Below are 19012 nucleotides of genomic sequence, written 5' to 3' on the forward strand. Positions count from 1 at the left end.
AGTCTCGGTCTCGGTCTCGGTCTCGGTCTCGGTCTCGGTCTCGGTCTCGGTCTCGGTCTCGGTCTCGGTCTCGGTCTCGGTCTCGGCCATGGTCGTGGTCTCGGTACCGGTCATGGTCCTGGCCGCCTCGAGGCGGGTCTTCCTGGTCGACCCGCGTCACCAGGCGCGCGGCCAGGCCGAGCCGGTCGGCGAGCGCCAGTCCCTCATCGGGCCCCAGCACCATCAGCGCGGTCGACCAGCCGTCGGCCCACATCGCGTCCTCGTGCACGACCGTGACCGAGGTCAGGCCGTGCTCCACCGGACGCCGCGTGCGGGGATCGACGGTGTGTGAGCGGCGTCGGCCATCGGCGTCGTCAAAGCACTTGCGGTAATCGCCGGAGGTCGCGACCGACAAGCCGTGCAGCGCGACCCTCAGCGGCGCGAGTCCGCAATCCGCGGCGGGCGGCTCGATCTCGACCCACCACGGCTGACCCTCCGGCTTCAGACCGGCGCCGCGAAGCTCGCCGCCGATCTCGACGAGATGGTCCGGCAATCCCAGGGACCGGAGCAGCGCCGACACCCGGTCGACCGCGAAGCCCTTGGCGATCGCGGAAAGGTCCAGCATCACGCCGCCGGGCTGCGTGAGCCGGCGTTGCGACTCGGCCCAGTCGAGCGAGGCCCAGCCGCAGTGCACGCGCGCGCAAGCCTCGGGCGTCGGCGGGCGGAAGTCCGGCGCGTCGTGACGCGGGGCGATCGCCGCGGGCCCGGTGGGACCGAAGCCCCACAGCGCGACCAGCGCGCCGGCGGTCGGGTCGTAGGCGCCGCCGCTTTCGGCAGCCACGCGCAGCGCGGCCGCCAGGACCGTCGCGAAGGCCTCGGGCAGCGGCTGGCTCGTGCCCGCCGCCGCCCGGTTGAAGCGGCTGAGGTCGGAGTCCTCGATCCAGCCGCTCATCTGCGCGATGACCTCGTCGCAGGCCTGATCGATGGCGTCCGCGATCGCGCCGGTGCGCAGCCCCGCCGGTCCGACGACACGCACCGACCAGGTCGTGCCCATCGTCTCGCCGTTCAGCGCGTGCACCGGCTGGCCCAGCGCCGGCGGTTCGCCGACGATGCGCAGCGGTACCAGCACGCGGGGCTCGAGTCCGCCATCCACCGTCACCGGTCGCTCACTTGGGCAGGACCTCGAAGGTCGCGCTGACGCTGGCGCGCTTGACCGGGGCCTCGCGCGTGCCGGCCGGCGCGTCGGGGCCGCGGGCCGGACCCGTGGACGCGCCGACGAAGTAGCGGCCCGGCTCGGTCCACTCGACGGTGAACTCGCCGTTGGCATCGGTCTTCAGGTCGACCTCGCCCATCTTGTAGCGGTAGCGGTTGCCTTCGCGCAGCAGCTTGATCTGCGTGCCGGCCGAGGGCTTGCCGTCCAGCACCAGGCGGAACCGGGTCTTGTCGCCGTGGCTCAGGTCGGTGACGGGACCCAGCGGCAGCAGTTCCAGGCCGTCGCCCTCGGGCGCGAACGCGACCTTGCCGGGTTCTTCCTTGCTGACGAAGGTCTGCTGGCGGTTGGACATCAGCGTCAGGCCGGTGATCTCGGCGCCGGCGGGCACGTCCTTGGCGAGCGACTCCATCGTGCCGCGGAAGCGCTTGGTCTCGCCGCCCAGCTTGAACGAGCCCATCACCGACGCGCTGAGGTTGCTCACGCGGTAGGTGCCGTCCTGCGTCAGCTTCACGTCGAAGCTCTCGCGGTGGCGCGCGGCGCTGCGGTTCTCGGCCTCGACCGGCTTGCCGTCCGGACCGGTGACGCGCAGCGTCTCGATCTTGAGCGCGCGCTCGAAGTTGAAGAGGTCCTCGGACACGGCGGCGTCGAAGGACGCGACCGGCTCCTTGCCGTCGAACGCAGCCTTGTTCGGCAGCAGCCAGGTCATGTGGGCCTGCGCGCTCAGCGGCAGCAGGGCGGCCAGCGCGAGCGCCAGCGGCGCCAGGCGCTTCGTCGGGAAGGCCGTCGCGCGGACGGTCGTGGCGATCTTGTCGATGCTCATGTCGTTCCTCCGGGGCGTGTGGTGGCGGACCATCAGGGCTTGGCCGTCAGTTCGAGGGCGCCGAGCTCGTGCTCGCCCTGCACCTTGACCGTCTGCGCCGCCTTGACGGGCCAGGTCAGCGGCAGGCGCTGCACCTCGCGGCCGCCGGCCTCGCGGCTGGATTCGACCACCAGCTCGTACTTGCCCGGAGGCAGCGCGGCCAGCGCGGCGCTGTTGTCCAGCGAGATCACGTGCTCGCCCGGCGCGCGCGTCGCGGCGGACACGCCGTCGGCCGGCAGCGTCAGCGCGCGGCCGCCCTGGCGCCACCACTGGCGCATGTCCTTCACCCACTTGGTGCCGGCGTTGTTGTTCTTCTTGACGTCGTACCAGACCGCCAGCTGCGCGACGGCGGGGCCGGACTCGCCGGCCTTCTCGACCCACACGGCGACGTAGGGGCGGTGGTACTCGGCCACGTTCAGGCGCGGCAGTTCCAGCTTGAGTTGCACGGTCGCGGCCCAGGCGGAGGAGCCGAAGCCGACGGTGCCCAGGGCACCGAGCGCCAGCAGCGCGGGCCGGGAGGGACGACGGAGGGAGCGATTCATGATCGGGTCTCGGTTGAAGGTCGAAGGAGTCCTGGCGGCGGCTCGGAGCGGAATGAAGGTCGGTGTTCGCGGAAGGCGGGCGAGGTCGAGGGGCGTGACGCGGGCGGGCTCAATGGATGAGCAGCAGCGCGAGCAGCGCCGGCACCACCAGACCGAGACCGACCAGCGGCCAGGTGCTGGGGCGGCTGACCGCGTGGAACTTGAGGATCAGCAGGCCGGTGATCGAGAAGATCAGGCAGGCCAGCGCGAAGACGTCGATGAACCAGCTCCAGGCCGTGCCCGCGTTGCGGCCCTTGTGCAGATCGTTGAAGTAGGAGATCCAGCCTCGCGCGGTGTCCTCGTACTCGACCTCGCCGCTGTCGCGCGCGATGCGGATCCAGGCGTCGCCGCCGGGGCGGGGCATCGCGAGGTAGATCTCGTCGCGAGTCCATTCGGCGTCGCGGCCGTCGACCGGACGGTCCAGCGTCCTGGCCAGCCACTCGCGGATCGGCGCGGGCACCGGGGCCTTGTGATCGGCGTCCTTCTCCGACGCGGGATGCAGCGTGGCCGCGAGCGGGCCCGGCAACCGCGCGTCGCGGGTGACGACGACGGGCTTGGCCTCGATGTCGGAGGCGTGGTTCAGCGTGAAGCCGGTGACCGCGAACAGGATCATCCCGATCAGGCAGACCGCCGAGCTGATCCAGTGCCACTGGTGCAGCTGCTTGAGCCACGCGGCGCGCGCGGCGGGTTTCTTCTCACCGCTCATGTCTCGGCCCACAGGCGCAGCAGGTTGTGATAGTGGCCGGTCAGCATCGTGGTCTCGGCGTCGTCGCCCAGCCGCGCGCGCAGCTTCTGGACGGTCTGGTCCAGCTCGAACAGCATCGATCGCTGCCAGTCCTGGCGGATCATGCTCTGCGTCCAGAAGAAGGAACACACGCGCGCGCCGCGCGTCACCGGCATCACGCGATGCAGGCTGGTGGAGGCGTAGACGATCAGGTCGCCGGCGGGCAGCTTGACCTCGTGCGTGCCGTAGGTGTCGACGACCTCGAGCTCGCCGCCGTCGTACTCGTCGGGATCGCTGAGGAAGAGCGTGGAGGACACGTCGCTGCGCAGCGGCTGCTCGGTCCCTTGCTGGCGCATGATCGCGCCGTCGACGTGGAAGCCGTAGTGCTCGCCGCCCTCGTAGCGGTTGAACAGCGGGGCCAGCGTGCGCAGCGGCAGCGCGGCCGAGACGAACAGCGGATGTCGCGCCAGCACCTGCCGGATGTGCTCGCCGATGCGGATCGCCGCGGGGTGGTCGACCGGCAGCTGGCGGTTGCGCTTGACCTTGGCGCCCTGCTCGCCGACCGTGGCGCGGCCGTCGGTCCAGTCGGCCGCGTCGAGCAGCTGGCGCATCTCGCGCACGTCCTGCTGGCTGAGCACTTCGGGAATGTGGAGAAGCATGTCCGGATCGATTCGAGATCTGAAGGCCTGAACGAACGTCGGCCCGCCCTCGTCAGCACGAGGACGGGCCGGCCGATACGCTACCTCAAACCGGTCAGAAACCGATGTTGGCCATCAGCGAGACCGCACGGGGAGCGCCCAGCACCAGGCGGCCGCCGCCATTGTTCAACGAGGACATGTAGACCTTGTCGAACAGGTTGCTGACGTTCAGCTGCATGGTCAGGTTCTTGTTGAAGCGATAGGCGCCCATCAGGTCGACGACGGTGTAGGCCGGCAGATTGGGCAAGCCGGTCGACGAGGGCTGCGCCACCGTCACGACGCGCTTCTGCTCGGCGATGTGGCGGATGCCGCCGCCGATGGTGAAGTCGTTCCACTGGTACGAGTTCCACAGCGTGGCGGACCACTTCGGCGTCCAGCGCACGCCGTCGGTGACGACCTGGTTGGGCTGCGTCGCGGTGGAGGCCGCGCGCTGGTTCAGCGCCTTGGAATCCATCGTCTGCAGGCCGGCGGTGATCTGCCAGAAGTTGGTGATCTGACCCACGGCCGCCAGCTCGATGCCCTCGACGCGCACCTTGCCGCCCTGCGTCGACAGGTTGGTCACCGGGTCGACGCTGACCATGCCGTCGTTCTCGCTGCGGTACAGCGCGGCGGTCAGGTTCAGGCGCTTGTTCAGCAGGTCCCACTTGGTGCCGACCTCGTAGTTGGTCGTCTCCTGCGCGTCGGCGGTGCCGGCGGCCTGACCGGTGGTGGTCAGCACGAAGTTGGCGCTGCCGGGCGGCGTCAGCGAGTTGCCGGCGGCGGCGTAGACCGTGCCGTTCTCGGCCAGCTTGTACACGGCGCCCAGGTTCCAGCTGGTGATCCACTTGCCGCCGCCCAGGCGGGTCGTGGTGAGCACGTTGATGTTGGAGCCCGTCGCCGCGCCCGGCGCCAGACCCAGCGCGCCGGTGGTGGTCTTGATCTTGTAGTGCTCGGTGCGCAGGCCCAGCGTGAACTTGAGCGCATCCGTCACGGCCAGCGTGTCCACCGCATAGATCGCCTGCGTGGTGGTGCTGCCCGTGCTGTCGGCGCCAGTGGCGTAGGGCATGCCCAGCACGTCGCTCGCGTTCGGGCGATACAGGTTCGCGGGCGGGTTGGCGATGGCGTCGAACTTCACGCCGTTGATGCTCTGCGCCGTCGTGCCGAAGCCCAGGCTGTCCTGGCTCTCGTACATCAGCTCGACGCCGGTGATCAGGTCATGCTTGACGCTGCCGGTGGCGAACGAGGCGCTCAGGCTGGTCTGGTTGGCCAGGATCTCGTTGGTCTGGTCCACGCGCTGACGCGAGCGGGCGATCTGCCAGGTCGACGGATCGGCGGTCACGATCGAGGCCGCGGCGCCGGTGCCCGGCACGTTGGTGATGCCGATGATGCCGGTCAGGACGCGGTCCATGTGGGTACGGCCGTAGCGCGAGATGTTGCGCACGGTCACGCCGTTGCCCACATCCATCTCCAGCTTGGCGGTGACCATGTCGGCCTTGACCTTCTCGCGATCGCTGCTGCTGCCGTAGTAGTTGCTGCTGTCGACCTTCCCGGCGGCGCGCAACGCGTTCACGCCCGCGATGACGGCGGGCGTCGCCCCCGCGGCGGGATCCGCCACGGTGTAGCCGCTCCAGCCCACGGCCGGGATGCCGCCGTCGGGCGTGTTGTCCTGACGCAGATGCTGCGAGTACAGGAAGAAGCGGGTCCCCGTGCCCAGGCCGAAGGCCACCGACGGCGCGATGCCGTAGGTCTTGCGCTTGACGACGTCGCGGCCGGGGACGCCGTTGTCCTGCCACACCGCGTTCAGACGCACGGCGGTGTTGTCCATGACCTTCTGGTTGACGTCGACCGACGCGCGCTTGCGGCTGGCGTCGCCGACCGTCACCGTGCCCTCGACGAAGTTGTCGATCTGCGGCAGCTTGGAGATCAGGTTGATGTAGCCGGCGGACGCACCGCGGCCGGTGTCGGCGCCGGCGGGGCCCTTCACCACTTCGATCTGCTCGAGGTTGAACACGTCGCGCGTGACGGCGCCCAGGTCGCGGATGCCGTCGACGAAGGTCGAGGTGCTGGCCGAGAAGCCCCGCATCTGGAAGGCGTCGCCGGCGGAGGTGTTGCCGTTCTCGCCCAGCTGCATCGTGATCCCGGGGGTGTTCTGCAGCGCGTCGGTCAGCGAGACCGCGCCTTGCTCGCGCAGCACTTCCTTCTTGATGACGCTGATCGTCTTGGGCGTTTCCAGCAGCGGCTGGGTCAGCTTGGACGAGGCGCTCTTGTCGGCCTTGTAGTCGGACTGGGCGCTGCCGTTGACCTTGACCTGCGGCAGGTAGGGCGCGCCGGAGGCCGACGCGGTGGCGGTGGTGGCGTCGGCGGCGGCCGGGGCATCGGCGGCGTCCGCGGCATGCGCGATCGGGAAGGTCAGCGAGGCGGCCAGGGCTGCCAGCGGTGCCACCGCATGCTTGCGGCTCTTGATGTAGCGGGACATGAGGAAACGAGCTCCGAGGGGGGTTCTTGTCGTGGATTCGGCTCGGCTGGCTGCGCGACGTCGACGCGTCCCGGCGCTTCACGGCGCACGGTGACGGGTCCCTCCCTGGTCGCGACTGGCTGGCACTGGCGGGGTCGAGTCCGGCGCCTGAAGGACACCTGACTCAAAAAGGTCGCAAATGCTAAGCATTCTCATTTGTATGTGTCAAAAAAATGCATGCCGGTGGGGCTTACCGCGTGGCGAACACGCGACGAACGCCCCCGCCTCGCCCCGCGAAGGCGCGCCATCGCCCACCACCGACAGAGGCCCGCCCCAAAACGAAAACCCCCGTCGGCGCTCGCGCGCCGCGGGGGTTCAGGGGATTCGGGACGGCCGACGACCCCCTTGGCGGGGCCGTCGTCCGTCGACGGTCAGTTCAGGGCCTGGGGCTCGTCGCCCTTGCGCTCCGGCAGACGCGGCGCGGTGCGCAGGCTCAGGATCATGGTCACGGCCAGGATCGCCACCACCACGCCCAGCGACAGCAGCACCGGGATCTTGATCAGGTCGATCAGCATCATCTTCGAGCCGATGAACACCAGCACCACCGCCAGGCCGTAGCTCAGCAGATGGAACTTGGACGCCATCGCCGCCAGCAGGAAGTACATCGCGCGCAGACCCAGGATGGCGAAGATGTTGGAGCTCAGCACGATGAACGGGTCGTTCGTGATCGCGAAGATCGCCGGGATCGAGTCCACCGCGAAGATCACGTCCGTCATGCCCACCAGCGCGATCACCAGCAGCATCGGCGTGGCGATGCGCTTGCCGTTCTCCAGCGTGAAGAAGCGTTCGCCGTCGAAGTTCTTGCTGACCGGGAGCACCTTGCGCAGCAGCTTCAGCGCGGGGTTGTCCTCGAGGTCGGGCTCCTGGCCGGCCGCCCACCACATCTTGATGCCGGTGATCAGCAGGAAGGCGCCGAAGAGGTACAGCACCCAGTGGAACTGCGCGATCAGCCAGCCGCCCACCAGGATCATCACCGTGCGCAGCACGATGGCGCCGATGATGCCCATCATCAGCACCCGCTTCTGGTAGGCCGCCGGCACCGCGAAGTAGGTGAAGATCATCAGGAAGACAAAGATGTTGTCGACCGCCAGCGATTTCTCGATGAGATAGCCGGTGATGAACTCCAGGGCCTTGGTGTTGGCGAGCTCGGTGCTGCCGGTACCGTCCTTGACGGCCCACCACAGCAGGCCCATGAAGGCCACGCTCAGCGCCACCCAGACCAGCGACCAGTTGATCGCTTCCTTGACGCCCACTTCGTGCGCGCCCTGCTTGCGCAGGACGACGAAGTCCAGGAACAGCGACACCACGACGATGCCGACGAAGACAGCCCACAGCCAGGTGGGAACGATGGTGCTCATGGGCACTCCTTGCAAGAACGGGTCAAGCATGCGCTCGACCGCGGCCGACGACAACGCGGGATCGCCCCTCGGGTCCAGGCCCGAGGTCGCGCACGCGCGATGAGGCCGAAAGGTCTTGCAAGGCTGGGCGCGTCGTCCGGTGGACGCTGCGATCAGGTGCGGGGCCCGGCTGCCGGATCGGCAACGTATTGACGGACGTCCGCCGCGGCTGGCGCCGCGTGGCTACTCCCCTTTCGGAAGCTGCGGATTATCCTGCTACGTCGCCACTTTCAAGTTCGTATTTTCCTGTCTCTCACAGCCGCTATGCTGGCGGGATGAAAACGCTGACCCGCTGGATGCTGCTGGCCGCCGCGCTGCTGCTGGTGGCGCATCTCTACCCCGGTGTGCAGGTGAAGGGCTTCGGGACCGCGCTGATCGCGGCCTTCGTCCTGGGCCTGTTCAACACCATCCTGCGACCGATCCTGGTCCTGCTGACGCTCCCCGTGACGCTGCTGACGCTGGGCCTGTTCCTGTTCGTCATCAACGCCCTGTTGTTCTGGGCGACGGCCTCGGTGCTGGACGGCTTCACGGTCGCGGGCTTCGCCGCGGCGCTGATCGGCTCGCTGATCTACTCGCTGTGCGGCATGGCGATCGACGTGCTGATCGAGCGGCTCTTCCCCGACACCGAGTAAGCAGGACTCGCCCCCCAGCAAGCAAAAGGCCCGCGAATCGCGGGCCTTTTGCCTGGTCGGTCAGCCGATCTCACGGCTCCGCGCCGGGCGGCACGCCGCGCGGGTACATCTCGGCGAGCAGCTGACGCTGCTCATAGACCAGCGTGCGCAGACGCGCGTCGATCACCGACGCCTCGATCTGGTCCGAGTCCCGGGCCCGCGACTGCCGTGCCGCCGAGCGCATCCGGTCGATCGCGCCATTGATGTCGCCCAGCGCCGCCCGCGACTCGCCTTGCGCGCGCACGGCGCGCAGCGGCTGGCCCAGTTGCTGCCACAACGTCCCGATCTCCTGCCAGCCCAGGGCGTCCTGCCCATGCAGGCTCAGGTGGGTCTGCAGCGCGTCGGCTTCCTCGCGCTTGATCTCGGGTCGCGGGTCCGCCTGCGCCAGATCGGCGCGGATCATGAGCATCGGCCGCGAGCGCTCGCCCTTCAGGACGTCCAGCGCCGCGAAGCCCGCCTCGGGCTTGCCACGCGCGAGCTCCAGTTCGGCGCGCGCGTAGACCAGCAGGCGCTTGGCGCCGGGCTCCGCGCCGAGCAAGCCATCGAGCGCATCGGCCGTCTTCAGCGCCGCCTCGGCCCGCGAGAAATCGCGCAGCTTGATCGAGGCCAGCGCGCTCGTGTAGTACGCCGCCAACTGGTCGGTCTTCTGGCTCTCGCGGGCGCCCTTGTCCAGGTTCTGCAGCACGCGCCAGGGGTCCGTGCGCGGATCCATCAGCACCCGTGCACGGGCGGCCATCAGCAGGTGCTCGGTGGTGCCAACGACCTTGACCATGCCGCCGGTGCCCAGGCGGGCCCGGGCTTCGCCGATGCGTTCGCTGGTCAGCGGGTGGCTGCGCAGGTAAGGGTACTGGCCGGAGTCCATCAGGTGGTAGGCCTGCTCCATGCGCTCGAACATGCTGGCCATGCCGGCGGGCTGGTAGCCGGCCTGGGTCATGACCTGGAAGCCGACGCGATCGGCCTCGCGCTCCATGTCACGCGAGAAGTTCAGCTGCGCCTGCGCCGCCGCGGCCTGGCTGCCGACGATCGCGGCCTGCACGCCGTCGACGCTGCGACTGCGCGCGGCGGCCAGCACGCCCAGCAGCAGGCCGACAGTGGCCAGCATGCTGGTGCGCGAATCCCCGACGATGCTGCGCGCGATGTGCCGCTGCGTGACGTGCGAGAGCTCGTGGCCCAGCACCGAGGCCAGCTCGTCGCGAGCGCCGGTCATCGCGATCAGGCCCAGGTGGACGCCGATGTAGCCGCCGGGCAGCGCGAAGGCGTTGACCGACTTGTCGCGCACCAGGAAGGCCTCCCAGGCGAAACGCTCGTTGGTGTCGTCGCTGATGTTGCCCAGGCGGCGCGCCGCGCCGACCAGGGGCTGGAAGGTGTTGGTCAGGTACTCGAGCAGCAGCGGGTCATCGATGTAGTCCGGGTCGACGCGGATCTGCCGCATCACCTGGTCGCCGAGCTTCTTCTCCGCGCCGACGCTGACGTCGGCGGACACCGAGTCGCCCAGCGCGGGCAGGTTCACCTGCGCGAGGGCGCTCTGGCCGAGCACCATCGCGCTCAACAGCGCCGCGAGGCAACGCTTGGGGCTGATCGTTGATTTCAGTCGCTTCAAGGGAACTCACTCCAAGGCCACGAACTATCATGGCGGCTCTCCGGTTTCGCGATTGTTGCCGCTGCATGAGCACGCCACTGACCCATTTTGACGCCGAGGGCCAAGCCCACATGGTGGACGTTGCCGGCAAGGATGTCACGCATCGCGTGGCCCGTGCCAGCGGGCGAATCCGCATGAAGCCCGAGACCTTCGCGCTCGTGCGCGACGGCACGGCGAAGAAGGGCGACGTGCTGGGCGTCGCCCGCATCGCCGCCATTCAGGCCGCGAAGCGAACTTCCGACCTCATTCCGCTGTGCCACCCGCTGCCGATCACGCGCGTCGCGATCGAGTTCGAGCTCGATGCCGCCGCGAACGCGGTGGTCTGCACGGCGCAGGTCGAGACGCTGGGCCGCACCGGTGTCGAGATGGAGGCCCTGACCGCCGTGCAGGTGGGCCTGCTCACCGTGTACGACATGTGCAAGGCCGCGGACCGCGGCATGGTGATGGAGCAGATCCGCGTGCTGGAGAAGCACGGCGGCAAGTCGGGCGACTGGCACGCCGAGGTCTGAGCGGGTCCGGCGCAGGTTCACGCCGATGACACGCCTCCTGCCCGTGGGCTGGCTGCTGATGCTGGCCGCGCCAGCGCTCTCCGTCTTCGCCGCGGTCGAGTCCTGGGACTTCGCGCCCGAAGCCGTGCTGGCGGTGTCGGGCTACTTCCTCGCTGGCGGTCTGCTCCTGCTCTCTCCGCGTGCGTTCTACTGGGGCAGTCTGCCCTTGCAGTGGTTCGGCCTCGTGGCCATCGCCGCCCGCATGACGCGCAACGTCGATCTGCTGGAGCTGGCCCTGCAGATCCGCACGATCCCCGCCGATCAGATCCGCACGGCGCTCGCACCGTCGCTGCTGCCTGCCGCCGGACTCGCCGTGGTGCTGGCACTCCTTGCTTTCGCGTGCGTGCGGGCCGAGGCGACATCCCCTCGCCCGCTGAGCCGCGGCCGCGCGGTCGCCTTCGTGCTCGCCCTTGGGGCCGGGCTGGCGCTCTGGGTCCCGGGCATGGTGTGGTTGCGGGCCTGGCCGATGAACGCGATCGCCGTCGCTGTAGCGGCGACCACGGGCGCGAGCGCGCTCGACAACGTCCTGTTCCCGCGAGCCGGCCTCAGCGACCCGCGTCCGCCGCAGGCCACGTGGCATGCGCAGCGCACGGCCACACCACCCGGAACCGAGACCTACGTGCTTGTCATCGGCGAGAGCGTGCGCGCCGACGCCCTGCGCGAATGTGGCGCACCCACGGCCATGCCGCCGCTGCGTCCCGACGTCCTGGTCGCCTGCGATGTCACCGCGGGCGCTGACGCCACGCACGCCTCGGTGCCCCTGATGGTGTCGCGCGACTTGCCCGGCATCGTTCGCCGCGTCCCCGCCGACGCGACCTTCCTGAAAGCCTTCGAACAGGCCGGCTTCCACACCTATTGGCTGACCATGCAGGAAGCCTCGATCGTTTGGCCCGACGCGCAGACCCTGGTCGAACTGGGCGACATCCAGCTCGACCGGCCGGCGTTCGCGGAACGACTGGATTCGGTCCTCGCCGATGGTCATCCGCGCCGTGCGGTCGTGCTGCACACCGTCGACGCGCACATCGCCTACTGTTCGCGATTCTCGTCAGACGATCCACACCCCTTCCACGACGACTGCGCGCACGACAACGGCGAGGTCAGCCCAGCCACCCTGCCCAAGGTCAAGGCGGCCTATGGCAATGCGGTCGCCGCGTCGATGGCCTTCCTGGACCGCTTCATGGCGCGGCTGGAACGCGAGCCGGGGGCGGTGTTCCTGGTGTATTCGCCGGACCACGGCGAAGCCTTCCTCGACGACCGCCGGCAGCTCTACGGCCACGCGATGATCGAACCCACGCGCTGGGATATCCAGGTGCCGGCGGTGTTCTGGGCCAACGCGGCCTGGCGGGCGGCTCATCCGCAGGCCTGGCAGCGTCTCGCGGCCAATCGCGGCGCGCCGCTCATGCATGCGGATCTGGTGCCGACCTTGCTCGGTGCCGCCGGCATCCAATACGAGGACCGGCGCGACGGCGTCTTCGATCTGACGAGCAAGGCAGTGCCGACGGACCGGGAACGCATCGTTCACCGCAATTTCGGCAAGACGACAACCTGGCGGCAGCTGGTGGAGGCGGCGCGCTGAGGCGACTCGGCGCGCCAGACCCGCTTCAGCGCATCTCGCGGAAGCTGTACTCGCGCGACGGCGGCTCGCACTGGAAGGGCCGACGCGCCGCGCCGACCTCGGCCAGCACCGCGCATTCCTCGAGCCACTCGGCGCTGTCGCCCTTGTGGAACTCCTTCAGCCGCTGAACCAGATAGCGCGCCTTGTCGGTCTCGCCGACCGCGTCGAGCGACTTGGCCCAGGCGATCATCAACCGTGAATCGATCAGGTGGTGGCCGGTGCGCCGGGCTGCGGCGAGCGCGACCGCGCCAGGCGGACTCACCGTGGCCTCGGCGTAATCAGCCTGGAGCGAGAAAAGCGGCGAGCGCTGGCCCGCCGAGATGCGCTCCTCGAGGGACGCGGCGCCAGCCGGCGGCGCGTAGATGTGGACGATCCGCAGGTAGTCGACGACGACCAGCGGCACCAGCAAGGTGGCGACCAGGCCCAGCACCGCGAGTCCCATGCGTCGACGCGGCGCCACCGCGGGCGTCGGCGAGCCGGCAAGGCTCAGCCCGAAGGCCAGCGCGGCGGGCAGCAGGAAATAGGCATACCAGAGCGGATACTCGGACATGCTGTGCAGGCCGATCATCGCCACCAGCATGAAGGCGCAACGGGTTGCGGCGCCCCCCTTCCAGGCCAGCGCCAGGCTGCGCCAGAGACCCCAGGTCAGCAGGGCCAGCGTCAGCCCCCCCAACGGCAGGCCCATTTCGACCAGCAACTGCACGACGAGGTTGTGCGTGTGGTCGAAGAACGCGACCGGACGGTCCGGGAAAGGCGTCATGGTCCAGGCGAGGTTGAAATCACCCCAGCCGCTGCCGGTCAGCGGGTAACGCATCAGCAGCGCCGCGGCGTTCTTCAGGATCGCGATGCGCGAGGGTGAGCCCGCGCCCTCCTCGGAAACGCGCGACTGCGCGCCGAAGGCGTGATGGCTGAGCTCGGTGTACCAATCCAGCAGCACCCAACCGATCGCGAACATCACCAGCGTCGAGCCCAGCGCGACGCGCACGCGACCCGCGAGACGACGATCGAACGCGCCCCATACGGCCAGCAGCACCACGCCGATCATCCCGGTGCGCGAGGCGCTCAGCAGCACGCTGAAGACGAAGAGGAAGAGCAGCGCGTACAGCGCGACCGTGCCTCGCGCCCCGCCGCCGAGCCGGCGCGCCAGCCAGCCGCCCTGGGCGAGCCAGACCGAGGCGACGCAGGCCCACATCAGCAGACTGGCGAGGTGGTTGGGCTGGCGCATGTTGCCGACCGCGCGGCCGACCAGGCCGGTGCGCGCGATCAGGATGCCGTCGGCGACCGACGGGAAGAACATCTGGACGACGGACACGATGACGCTGAGCAAGCCCGCGCCCATCAATGCGACACAGAAGGCCGTGAGCAGGCCGTCGCGCAGCCCCGGCGCGACGGCTCGGCCGGTCTGCACCGCGACCAGCGCGCCCAGGAGCATGGCGGCGCTCGTGAGCGCCATCGGCCAGGGCAGGTCGTTCGTCACCGGCGCGGCGAGCGCCACGCCGGTCATCAATGTCAGCGCCAGCGACACGCCGTCGACCCGCCACCCCGGAAGCAATGAACGCCCCCAGGCCAGGCCGGCGACGATCAGGCCGAGCCCCGCGAAGGCGGCGAGCTGGTTGTAGATCGTGGCGGAGGGGGTCTGGTTGTAGGCGACCAGCGGCGCGAGCATCACGCCGATCAGCAAGCCCAGCAGCGTGAGCCCCTGGCGGTGCGGTGCGCTCTCGGTGGCGAGGGCGTCGGCGGAAGCGGCGTGGAAATCGGCGGCGGGAGTCGTCGCGGGCGTCATGAACGATCCGGGTCGTGAGGTCAGGGCGGAACTCTAACGCCCCGCGTCGAGCCGGCCGGAAGGGGCGTCAGAATCCGTCCAGCGGCACGAAGCCGACGGGCTCGCCGGTGGTCTTGTCGACCAGCACGGACCAGTCCAGTCGACGCGCGATCACGGGTACCGCCAGGACCTGCGCCTGGGTCCGCTTGGCCTTTGCGAGCGCCGTGTCGACCGCGGCCTGCTTCTCGGGGTGATCCTTGAGCAGCGCCGACAGCGGCTTGCCGGCGGCAATGGCCGCCCGACCGTCTGCGGCACTCCAATGACGCCAGTACCTCGGGCGCATGCCCAGGTCCGCGCCCGCCAGACCCATCATGACGGCATCGGCCACGTCTTCCTTGGCGGGTTGGGAGGTGCCGACCAGCCTGGGCCCCGTCCAGGACAGGGTCCTGAGGTCCTCGGGCGCCATGGGCAGCTCCCGCTCGACGACGGCGTTGGCGATCACGACGCGGAACCGCTCGCCTTCGAGCGCCAGGACCACCGGTCGCGCGATCGCCATGGTATGGACGCCATAGGCCAAGGCGGCGACCTGCAGGATGACGATCACCGCAAGATCCCTGCGCAGCACCTTCCAGCCCTTGGCGGGATTGAACACGGCAAAGGTCAGCAGCGGGCCCAGCGTCACGTCGACGCCGACGACCAGGAAGAACAGCTCCAACCCCCCGGAAACGTCGACATAGGGGGACGGATACCAGAGCGCGAAGATCAGCCCGCCCGCCGCAAGAGCGACGAGGATCGAACTGACGAAGTGGATCGAGGCGGCACGAATGCGATTCATGGCGAAGTTCAAGGAACGGAGGAAGAGGACCGTGTCGCGGGCACGCCAGCACCCGCACCGGCGGGCGACGGATCGGTCGCCGCCCGGAAGCGGGACAGCGTCGCCATGTTCAGGGCCACGGACGCCTGCGCGTCATTCACATTGGCCTTGGGGGTGCTGTACTCCAACGCGACGTTGTCATCGGTGCTGAGCCACAGCAGTGGGTCCGGGCCGAAACCTGCAATGTACCGATTCACGCCGTCGGGATCGAGCAACCGATCGACCGCCACCTCTCCCACCGGTCGCGACGACAGCGCACGTACGTCGGCCAGGGTTTCCGAGTGTTCGATTGCCGCGACGGCATCCGTGCGCGGGTGAGCTCGGCGCGGGTCGTTGGTCGCGACCAGCACGCCTTGCCCGCCCAGCACGTAGAAGCTCACGTAACGGAAACTGCCGCGCAAGGTCGTCACCACGCTCAAGATGTCGCGCGGCGTCAGGCGATGCAGTTGCACCCACTGCTGCAGCACGCCGTCTTCGCGCAGGCGGCTCCGGGCCAGCTCGTAGAACTCGCGGTTGTAGAGCGACGCGGCGCCAGCAAACCAGATGGAGGTCACCTCGATGCTGATCAGGTCGTAGGGCTCGCGCTCGAGCAGCAGCTGGTTGCGGCCGTCGGTGATGTGGAGGGCGACGCCCGGGCTGTGGCTCACCCGACGGTTCACGTCGGAAAAGTGCTCGTCGGCCAGGCGCACGATATCGGCGCTCAGGTCGGCAATGTCCAGATGCGCGAAACCCGCCTCGTGCAGCACGCGGCTGGTCACGCCGGTGCCGTAGCCGATGACCAGCGCGCGACCGCGGCGTTCCTGGTGCAGCAGCGGCGCGATGGCGAAGCCGATCTGGGCCTGCATCTCGCCGTGGGGGGCACTGCTGCCCTGGAACTTGCCGTTGGTCAGCAAGGTCTTGACCGTGCGCGCGGGGTCCGGGCTCAGGCTGACGGTCGTCAGGCCACCGTCGATGCTCTCGGCGTGGGCGATCGTGCGCCCCCAGTCCTGAGCGGCGAAGTACACGTTCGAGCCATTGGCCATCACGTCGTAGTCCAGCGTCGCGGCGCGCTGCTGCCAGAGCAGTCCGATCGCCAGTACCGCGACGACCGCTACCGCGCCCCGCGCGGCACCGCGCACGGCCAGCACCAGGATCACCAGTCCCAAAGTCGCCGCGCCCGCGCCGATCAGCAGCGAGGCGCCCAGGCCCCCGATCCGCGGCAGGACGACGAAGCCGAACAGCAGCACACCGGCGATGTTGCCGAGCGTATTGACCGCCGCCGCCCACCCCAGGCGCCGGACGCCCCGACCGGCGGTGGCGATCTCCATCGCGAACACATAGGCGGCCCCGATGAACAGGGTCGGCGGAATCATCACCAACGCGCAAACCACGCCGCGAATCGCCTCACGACTGGCGAAGGTTCGACCAACAGGGTATTGCGCAAAGCTGGCGAAGTAGGGGGGGATGGCATTCCACGCGTCAGCAGTGAGCGCGACCGTGGCCGCGAGACCCAGCAGAACCGCGGCCAAGCCGGTTGTCGGCGCAAGAACTCCCAGCAGGCGACGCGCCCCTTCACCCCCGGCGGACAAACCGACCAGGAAGGCGGCGAGCATCAGGCCAAAGGCGTAGACGCTGTTGCCGGCAACGATCGAGAGGAGGTGCACATAGGACACCTCCAGCCCCAATGACAGCAGACCGCCGACCCCCAGGGCCACCACCGCGAGCCGGGCAACCCAGCGGCCATGGGGCCACGCACCGGGACTCACCGCCGCGTCATCGCCCCTCCCGTCACCCAGACGCTGCGCGTCGGGACGCTTGAGCAGTTCCAGCGCCCCGAGCCCCACCAGAAGGTTCAACAGCGCGGCAAACAGCACAGTCCGCTGAATCCCGACCGCTGGGATCACGAAGTAAGCGGTGAGCAACGCACCGAGGGCGGCCCCCATCGTGTTGCAGAAGTAGAGCCAGCCCACCCGCCGGCCCAGCGATCCGGCCTGATCGCCCAGCGCCTGCGCGAGCAATGGCAGCGTGGCGCCCATCAGTGCGGTCGGCACGACCAGGACGGCGCCCCCCAGCACCACCCGCAGGACCAGCAGACTGGAGGCGTCTGGCGGCATGCCGGCACCGATGTACGCATAAAGGGACTGCGCCAGGTCGAAGAGCAGCGGAGAGGCGACGCAGTAGATGGCGATGCCGATCTCCACCATGGCGTAGTCGCGCAACGGTCGGCGCGAGCGGGATGCCCAGATGCCGCCGATCAGCGCGCCGATCGACATCCCCCCGAGGAAGGTCGCGAGCACGGTGAAGGTCGCCGTCGCGGTGCTGCCGAACACCAACGCGAGCTTCTTGGCGAACACCACTTGGTACACCAGCGCTGCGGCGCCCGAGGCCACGAACATCAGGCCGAAGCGGCGCAGCCAGTACCGGGTCACCTCCGCTGCAGACTCCGAGGCGAGGTCGGCACTCGACAGAGTCGCGGCGACCGCCGCGAAGCGGCGTTGCCACCGCCATTGACACGCGACGACCGCAACGGTGGCCAGCACCATCACAGGCGCAGCCCACAGCCGGGCCTGGATTGACGGCATCGCAAAACGCAGCAGCAGCACCCACGCCAGCCAAGCGGCGAAGCCGGCAATCACGACATGTCGCTTGGCCGGTTCCGACCAGGGCACGCCCGTCGAGCAGAGCGCCATCGAGGCCAGCACGAAGGGCACGGCCACGATCAGATCGATCAGATAGTGCTGGCCCAGACCGATCGTCGCCATCGCCACACCAACCGCGCCAATGAGACTGAGCAGGCGGGGCAGCCAGTGGCGAGTCGTGCGCCAGACGACGAGTGCCGTCGCCAGCACCCATCCGAAGTGCATGGACGGCATGCCGTTGCGGGGGAAGTTCTCCACCACTGGCAGATCCAGCGGCCAGGTCTTGCCGATCGCCTCGGCGAAATAGGGCTCGGTGAAGAGGAACTGGGGCCCGGCGATCGGAAAGACGTGATACGCGAGCCAGGCCAGCAGGGTCATCGCGATCCAGACCAGGGTCATGGAAGGCAGGTGAGCCGGACGCCCGTTCAACTGCATGCCCACGCTGCTCAGAAGGATCAGCGGTGTGCCCAGATAGGCCAACCACAGGAGCTGTTTCACCGACGCCGTCGTCTGCACCCAGTGCGAGAACGCGCTGAGGGGAGCCGCCAGCCCGAGGGCATGGTCGGCCGCGAGCGCGTACACGTCGAAGGTCTGCGGGTGGAGGGCCGCGGAGAGTTCGAGCGCGGGGCTCGCGATCAGCAGGCTGACCAGCATCACGACGAGCGTCGGCCGCAACCGCGCATCGATCAATCCGATCGACGGTCCCCGATAGGACTGGGCAACGCGCCACAGCAGGAGCGCTGCGCAGGGCAGCCCCATCGACATCACGAGATGCAACGGGTCCAGCGGATTGAAGACCGGCCGAAACACGGCGGCCAGGAGCACGGTGACCAAGACCCCCGCGACAAGCGCGACGAGCACCTGAATCCGCGGAGGTCGGCTGCCCCAGAACAGCACGCTGAGCAGCACGACCACGCTGTTCACCAAGGTCATCACCTGTGTCGCCGTGCCCTCTCGCATCGCATCGGCGATCCATTGGCCCGGCCAGCTGCACAGGCCGAGCGCGGAGCAGAGCAGCAGGACGCCTAGGGTGACCGTCGACAGGCGGAGCGCCAGCCGGGTGTCGCCCACGATGGGATCGTTCCAGGCACTTGGGCTGTGAGGCGTGGAATCCACGAGCGAAGCGGAGGCGTCCATGGTCGGTGATGTCGCAAAGGGAAAGGCGCTGCGCAAGCGCCATGAAGAAAAGCCGGGGCAACTTGCGGTTGCCCCGGCTTGTATCAGGTTCTTCGTCTCGAAGAACCTGCTGTCTGTCTGGATGCGTTTACTTGCAGCTGGCCGGACGGTATTGGGCCAGCACGGTGCCCGCACAGGTCCACTTGAGCGACTCGGCGGCGGTG

The 19012-nt window shown here is 69.0% G+C and carries 15 protein-coding genes; 4 read left to right on the forward strand and 11 right to left on the reverse strand.

The features are described from left to right. The 7 genes from MCHT01_RS24685 to MCHT01_RS24715 form a co-directional block, all read right to left on the reverse strand. Nucleotides 1–1138, reverse strand: a 1138-nt coding sequence (locus tag MCHT01_RS24685) for an FAD:protein FMN transferase (RefSeq protein WP_245643646.1), incomplete at its 3' end; no start/stop codon positions are given. 7 nt (nucleotides 1139–1145) lie between these two features. Then, nucleotides 1146–2012, reverse strand: a complete 867-nt coding sequence (locus MCHT01_RS24690; RefSeq protein WP_067070231.1) for a DUF4198 domain-containing protein — start codon at nucleotides 2010–2012, stop codon at nucleotides 1146–1148. 32 nt (nucleotides 2013–2044) lie between these two features. After that, nucleotides 2045–2593: a DUF2271 domain-containing protein gene (locus tag MCHT01_RS24695; RefSeq protein WP_084453332.1), complete on the reverse strand. Its 549-nt coding sequence runs from the start codon at nucleotides 2591–2593 to the stop codon at nucleotides 2045–2047. 109 nt (nucleotides 2594–2702) lie between these two features. Next, entirely contained in the window at nucleotides 2703–3338 is a 636-nt protein-coding gene (locus MCHT01_RS24700) for a PepSY-associated TM helix domain-containing protein (RefSeq protein ID WP_067070233.1), read from the reverse strand. After that, entirely contained in the window at nucleotides 3335–4015 is a 681-nt protein-coding gene (locus MCHT01_RS24705) for a Fe2+-dependent dioxygenase (protein ID WP_067070234.1), read from the reverse strand. The genes MCHT01_RS24700 and MCHT01_RS24705 overlap by 4 nt, the downstream gene beginning before the upstream one ends. Nucleotides 4016–4109: 94 nt before the next feature. After that, a complete protein-coding gene (locus MCHT01_RS24710) occupies nucleotides 4110–6509 on the reverse strand; it encodes a catecholate siderophore receptor Fiu (protein ID WP_067070240.1) in 2400 nt (799 codons plus the stop codon). Between the two features lie 410 nt (nucleotides 6510–6919). Then, on the reverse strand, nucleotides 6920–7906 hold the full coding sequence (locus MCHT01_RS24715; protein ID WP_067070242.1) for a TerC family protein: 987 nt from the start codon (nucleotides 7904–7906) through the stop codon (nucleotides 6920–6922). A 314-nt stretch (nucleotides 7907–8220) separates the two neighbouring features. Between MCHT01_RS24715 and MCHT01_RS24720 the strand changes: the two genes are divergently transcribed. Continuing rightward, nucleotides 8221–8577: a phage holin family protein gene (locus MCHT01_RS24720; RefSeq protein ID WP_067070244.1), complete on the forward strand. Its 357-nt coding sequence runs from the start codon at nucleotides 8221–8223 to the stop codon at nucleotides 8575–8577. Between the two features lie 70 nt (nucleotides 8578–8647). Here MCHT01_RS24720 and MCHT01_RS24725 read toward each other — a convergent pair whose 3' ends face one another. Continuing rightward, nucleotides 8648–10216: a M48 family metalloprotease gene (locus tag MCHT01_RS24725; RefSeq protein WP_067070246.1), complete on the reverse strand. Its 1569-nt coding sequence runs from the start codon at nucleotides 10214–10216 to the stop codon at nucleotides 8648–8650. Nucleotides 10217–10281: 65 nt separating this feature from the next. On the opposite strand from MCHT01_RS24725, the gene moaC reads away from it, so the two are divergent. Together moaC and MCHT01_RS24735 are read left to right on the forward strand one after the other, a co-directional pair. After that, nucleotides 10282–10764 carry a cyclic pyranopterin monophosphate synthase MoaC gene (moaC, locus tag MCHT01_RS24730; protein ID WP_067070249.1) on the forward strand — a complete coding sequence of 161 codons (483 nt, stop codon included), beginning with the start codon at nucleotides 10282–10284 and terminating at the stop codon, nucleotides 10762–10764. Nucleotides 10765–10789: 25 nt separating this feature from the next. Further along, entirely contained in the window at nucleotides 10790–12379 is a 1590-nt protein-coding gene (locus MCHT01_RS24735; protein ID WP_067070251.1) for a sulfatase-like hydrolase/transferase, read from the forward strand. A 25-nt stretch (nucleotides 12380–12404) separates the two neighbouring features. Here MCHT01_RS24735 and MCHT01_RS24740 read toward each other — a convergent pair whose 3' ends face one another. The 3 genes from MCHT01_RS24740 to MCHT01_RS24750 all read right to left on the reverse strand — a co-directional run bounded on the left by MCHT01_RS24740 (nucleotide 12405) and on the right by MCHT01_RS24750 (nucleotide 18809). Further along, nucleotides 12405–14201, reverse strand: coding sequence for a PglL family O-oligosaccharyltransferase (locus MCHT01_RS24740; RefSeq protein WP_067070253.1), 1797 nt, complete (start codon nucleotides 14199–14201; stop codon nucleotides 12405–12407). A 67-nt stretch (nucleotides 14202–14268) separates the two neighbouring features. Continuing rightward, on the reverse strand, nucleotides 14269–15027 hold the full coding sequence (gene tfpZ, locus MCHT01_RS24745) for a TfpX/TfpZ family type IV pilin accessory protein (protein WP_148661713.1): 759 nt from the start codon (nucleotides 15025–15027) through the stop codon (nucleotides 14269–14271). Continuing rightward, a complete protein-coding gene (locus MCHT01_RS24750) occupies nucleotides 15024–18809 on the reverse strand; it encodes a fused MFS/spermidine synthase (RefSeq protein ID WP_084453333.1) in 3786 nt (1261 codons plus the stop codon). Before MCHT01_RS24750 ends, tfpZ begins: the two co-directional genes overlap by 4 nt. On the opposite strand from MCHT01_RS24750, the gene MCHT01_RS27215 reads away from it, so the two are divergent. Continuing rightward, on the forward strand, nucleotides 18808–19012 hold a 205-nt coding region (locus MCHT01_RS27215; RefSeq protein ID WP_218017947.1), incomplete at its 3' end, for a hypothetical protein. The two genes, MCHT01_RS24750 and MCHT01_RS27215, sit on opposite strands and share 2 nt — an antisense overlap.

This window comes from Mitsuaria chitosanitabida ATCC BAA-476 = NBRC 102408 (assembly GCF_001598255.1).
Classification (GTDB): Bacteria; Pseudomonadota; Gammaproteobacteria; order Burkholderiales; family Burkholderiaceae_C; genus Roseateles; species Roseateles chitosanitabidus.

What these genes read in the sequence shown, in the direction of transcription:
- MCHT01_RS24690 (WP_067070231.1), bottom strand. Translation starts at nt 2,012, where the DNA reads ATGAGCATCGACAAGATCGCCACGACCGTCCGCGCGACGGCCTTCCCG.
- MCHT01_RS24695 (WP_084453332.1), bottom strand. Translation starts at nt 2,593, where the DNA reads ATGAATCGCTCCCTCCGTCGTCCCTCCCGGCCCGCGCTGCTGGCGCTC.
- MCHT01_RS24700 (WP_067070233.1), bottom strand. Translation starts at nt 3,338, where the DNA reads ATGAGCGGTGAGAAGAAACCCGCCGCGCGCGCCGCGTGGCTCAAGCAG.
- MCHT01_RS24705 (WP_067070234.1), bottom strand. Translation starts at nt 4,015, where the DNA reads ATGCTTCTCCACATTCCCGAAGTGCTCAGCCAGCAGGACGTGCGCGAG.
- MCHT01_RS24710 (WP_067070240.1), bottom strand. Translation starts at nt 6,509, where the DNA reads ATGTCCCGCTACATCAAGAGCCGCAAGCATGCGGTGGCACCGCTGGCA.
- MCHT01_RS24715 (WP_067070242.1), bottom strand. Translation starts at nt 7,906, where the DNA reads ATGAGCACCATCGTTCCCACCTGGCTGTGGGCTGTCTTCGTCGGCATC.
- MCHT01_RS24720 (WP_067070244.1), top strand. Translation starts at nt 8,221, where the DNA reads ATGAAAACGCTGACCCGCTGGATGCTGCTGGCCGCCGCGCTGCTGCTG.
- moaC (WP_067070249.1), top strand. Translation starts at nt 10,282, where the DNA reads ATGAGCACGCCACTGACCCATTTTGACGCCGAGGGCCAAGCCCACATG.
- MCHT01_RS24735 (WP_067070251.1), top strand. Translation starts at nt 10,790, where the DNA reads ATGACACGCCTCCTGCCCGTGGGCTGGCTGCTGATGCTGGCCGCGCCA.
- MCHT01_RS24740 (WP_067070253.1), bottom strand. Translation starts at nt 14,201, where the DNA reads ATGACGCCCGCGACGACTCCCGCCGCCGATTTCCACGCCGCTTCCGCC.
- MCHT01_RS24750 (WP_084453333.1), bottom strand. Translation starts at nt 18,809, where the DNA reads ATGGACGCCTCCGCTTCGCTCGTGGATTCCACGCCTCACAGCCCAAGT.